Source organism: Ruegeria sp. H6 (genome assembly GCF_056532975.1).
Genome location: NZ_JBQFOA010000027.1, coordinates 2,501 through 6,313, shown reverse-complemented (window position 1 = coordinate 6,313; position 3,813 = coordinate 2,501). Strand labels below are relative to the sequence as shown.

General features: G+C 53.3%; 1 tRNA gene and 2 rRNA genes. All 3 read right to left on the bottom strand.

The features are described 5' to 3' along the window. Window position 1: 1 nt before the first annotated feature. The 3 genes from ACR0AG_RS22325 to ACR0AG_RS22315 all read right to left on the bottom strand — a co-directional run bounded on the left by ACR0AG_RS22325 (window position 2) and on the right by ACR0AG_RS22315 (window position 3,405). A tRNA-Met gene (locus ACR0AG_RS22325) sits at window positions 2-78 on the bottom strand. A 156-nt stretch (window positions 79-234) separates the two neighbouring features. Then, a 5S ribosomal RNA gene (gene rrf, locus ACR0AG_RS22320) occupies window positions 235-349 on the bottom strand. Window positions 350-574: 225 nt separating this feature from the next. Continuing rightward, window positions 575-3,405: ribosomal RNA gene (locus ACR0AG_RS22315) — 23S ribosomal RNA — on the bottom strand. Window positions 3,406-3,813: the final 408 nt, after the last annotated feature.

Here is a 3,813-nt window from a genome sequence, read left to right as displayed (position 1 = left end):
TTGGTTGCGGGAGTAGGATTTGAACCTACGACCTTCAGGTTATGAGCCTGACGAGCTACCGGGCTGCTCCATCCCGCGACAGTTTTTGTGACCTACCGCTTACGCTACTTGAGGTCTTGTATTGGCCTACCGCCTATTCGGCTACTTGAGGCCATTGTCGGCCTATCGCTTACGCTGCTTGAGGCCGGGTCGTATTCTGCTGATCGTTTAGAGAGGTTGTTGGGCTTTTACTAGGTTTGGCGGTGACCTACTCTCCCGGGGCTTAAGCCCAAGTACCATTGGCGCGGCAGTGCTTAACTTCCGGGTTCGGGATGGGACCGGGTGTTTCACTTGCGCTATGACCACCAAACCGAGGAAAAGCCCACGTCGCGTCTTTGCCTTTGGCAAAGCGCGACGCGCAGGAGGCAGCGTATTCGCGAAGCGGATGCGCGTTCCTGCACGGTTGTAGTTATCAACCAACATCGCGGCTAGGTGCTACGAAGTCATCCATGTTCAAGGTGTGTATGCTTTTGGTCTTGTTTGATCGCCTACCGTCTCTCCTTGAGGCGGTAGTTTCATCTTTCCATTACTGGATCAAATCAAGCCTATCGGGCGATTAGTACCGGTCAACTGAACGCATTACTGCGCTTACATCTCCGGCCTATTGACGTGGTGGTCTTCCACGGCCCTCAGGGAGACCTTGTTTTGAGGGGGGCTTCCCGCTTAGATGCCTTCAGCGGTTATCCTGTCCGATCATAGCTACCCAGCACTGCCGTTGGCACGACAACTGGTCCACCAGTGGATCGTTCACCCCGGTCCTCTCGTACTAGGGGCAACTCCTCTCAAGTCTCCTACACCCACGGCAGATAGGGACCGAACTGTCTCACGACGTTCTAAACCCAGCTCACGTACCTCTTTAAACGGCGAACAGCCGTACCCTTGGGACCTGCTCCAGCCCCAGGATGAGATGAGCCGACATCGAGGTGCCAAACACTGCCGTCGATATGGACTCTTGGGCAGTATCAGCCTGTTATCCCCGGCGTACCTTTTATCCGTTGAGCGATGGCCCTTCCACTCGGGACCACCGGATCACTATGGCCGTCTTTCGACTCTGCTCGACTTGTCAGTCTTGCAGTCAGGCTGGCTTCTGCCATTGCACTCAACGAGCGATTTCCGACCGCTCTGAGCCAACCTTCGCGCGCCTCCGTTACGCTTTAGGAGGCGACCGCCCCAGTCAAACTACCCGCCACGCAGGGTCCCGGATCCGGATAACGGACCGCGGTTAGACATCAAGAGTGCGAAGGGTGGTATCTCAAGGGAGGCTCCACAGGGACTTGCGTTCCTGCTTCAAAGCCTACCACCTATCCTGCACATCACAATCCTGATGCCAGTGCGAAGCTGTAGTAAAGGTGCACGGGGTCTTTCCGTCTAACCGCGGGAAGCCTGCATCTTGACAGGCAATTCAATTTCGCTGAGTCGATGTTGGAGACAGCGGGGAAGTCGTTACGCCATTCGTGCAGGTCGGAACTTACCCGACAAGGAATTTCGCTACCTTAGGACCGTTATAGTTACGGCCGCCGTTTACCTGGGCTTCAATTCAAGGCTCTCACCTCTCCTTTTAACCTTCAGGCACCGGGCAGGCGTCAGACCCTATACGTCGTCTTGCGACTTCGCAGAGCCCTGTGTTTTTAATAAACAGTCGCCACCCCCTGGTTTGTGCCCCCAGCCCCTAGTTGCCTAGGAACCGGGCCTCCTTCTCGCGAACTTACGGAGGTATTTTGCCGAGTTCCTTCAACATCGTTCTCTCAAGCGCCTTGGTATGCTCTACCAGTCCACCTGTGTCGGTTTAGGGTACGGTCTCATGGAGGGCTATTTCCAGGAACCACTCAGCAGCCCAATCAATCCGATAAGATTGAACTACACCTGTGATCCGTCACATCCTCCTGGCCCAGGAATATTAACCTGGTTCCCATCGCCTACGCCTTTCGGCCTCGGCTTAGGGGCCGGCTTACCCTGCTCAGATTAGCTTTAAGCAGGAACCCTTGGACTTTCGGCGAGAGTGTCTCTCACACTCTTTGTCGCTACTCATGTCATCATTCTCACTAGTGATCTCTCCACCGGATGGCTCACGCCCCGGCTTCATCGAAAAGATTCTGATCCTCCATGGCGCCCCGAAGGACGCTAAAGAGGATGAATCTTATGTCACACTACGCTCTGCTACCGATGCTTACGCATCCCTAGACTTCGGCTCATGGCTTGAGCCCCGTTACATCTTCGCCGCAGGACAACTTATTTAGACCAGTGAGCTGTTACGCTATCTTTAAAGGATGGCTGCTTCTAAGCCAACCTCCTGGTTGTTTTGGTCGTCCCACCTGCTTTCCCACTTAGCCATGAATTGGGGGCCTTAGTCGTAGGTCAGGGTTGTTTCCCTCTCCACTACGGACGTTAGCATCCGCAGTGTGTCTGCCATCTAGTACTCCCGGGTATTCGGAGTTTGGTTAGGATCAGTAAGCCTGTGGGGCCCCATTACCCATCCAGTGCTCTACCCCCCGGGGTATTCGGATGACGCTCTACCTAAATAGATTTCGCAGAGAACCAGCTATCTCCGAGTTTGATTGGCCTTTCACCCCTAGGCACAGCTCATCCCGATCCTTTTCAACGGATGTGGGTTCGGTCCTCCAGTAAGTGTTACCTTACCTTCAACCTGGCCATGCCTAGATCACTCGGTTTCGGGTCTGATCCCACGAACTCATACGCCCTATTAAGACTCGCTTTCGCTACGCCTACACCTAACGGCTTAAGCTTGCTCGTAAGACCAAGTCGATGACCCATTATACAAAAGGTACGCCGTCAGATCTCGAGGATCCTCCGACTGATTGTAGGCGTTCGGTTTCAGGTACTGTTTCACTCCCCTCGTCGGGGTGCTTTTCACCTTTCCCTCACGGTACTGGTTCGCTATCGGTCAGCAAGGAGTACTTAGCCTTCGAAGGTGGTCCTCCGATCTTCAGACAGAATTTCACGTGTTCCGCCCTACTTAATACGTCCATCAGAGCTTAGAATACGGGGCTGTCACCCGCTATGGCCATGCTTCCCAACATGTTCTTCTCACTCATCTGGCTCGGCTGGTCCCCGTTCGCTCGCCGCTACTAGGGGAGTATCAATTGATTTCCTTTCCTCCGGGTACTTAGATGTTTCAGTTCCCCGGGTTTGCTCTTAAAACCCTATGTATTCAGGTCTTAAGTACCTGTTTATGCTCATTATTGATTAGCAGAACTAACAATAACAAACATTCAGGTGGGTTGCCCCATTCAGAGATCCATGGATCAAAGCTTATTCTCAGCTCCCCATGGCTTATCGCAGAGTATCACGTCTTTCATCGCCTCTTGCTGCCAAGGCATTCACCAAACGCCCTTCTCGCGCTTGATTTGATCCAGAAAAAGAAAGACTGGACTTGCGAAGCAAGTCCATAACGGGTCGGAAGCTGGAACAACCAACCCCTTTTCCTGAACCAAAAGCATACTTTCCCGCCTTCCATCCTGGAACCCGCGCTGCCGATGTCGGTCGGCCCCACGCAGAGGATAGAAGACATTTAGGTTTCAGCAGCCCATCGAGGTCTGCCAAAACCTGCTCACTTGTCTTCTTACGAAGAAAGTGAGGGGTTAGTGTACTTGACTTGGACAACTCTGTTCGTTTCAGCCGCGATAGTCGTGGACAGGCGAGGAAACACCCGTGTCACAACCCGCCCCTCCGAAGAGGAGAACGACTGAGATCAACGCCACACTCGGCGCGATCAAACAGTGTTGATTGATTTTCTCTCTATACGATGTCAATTGA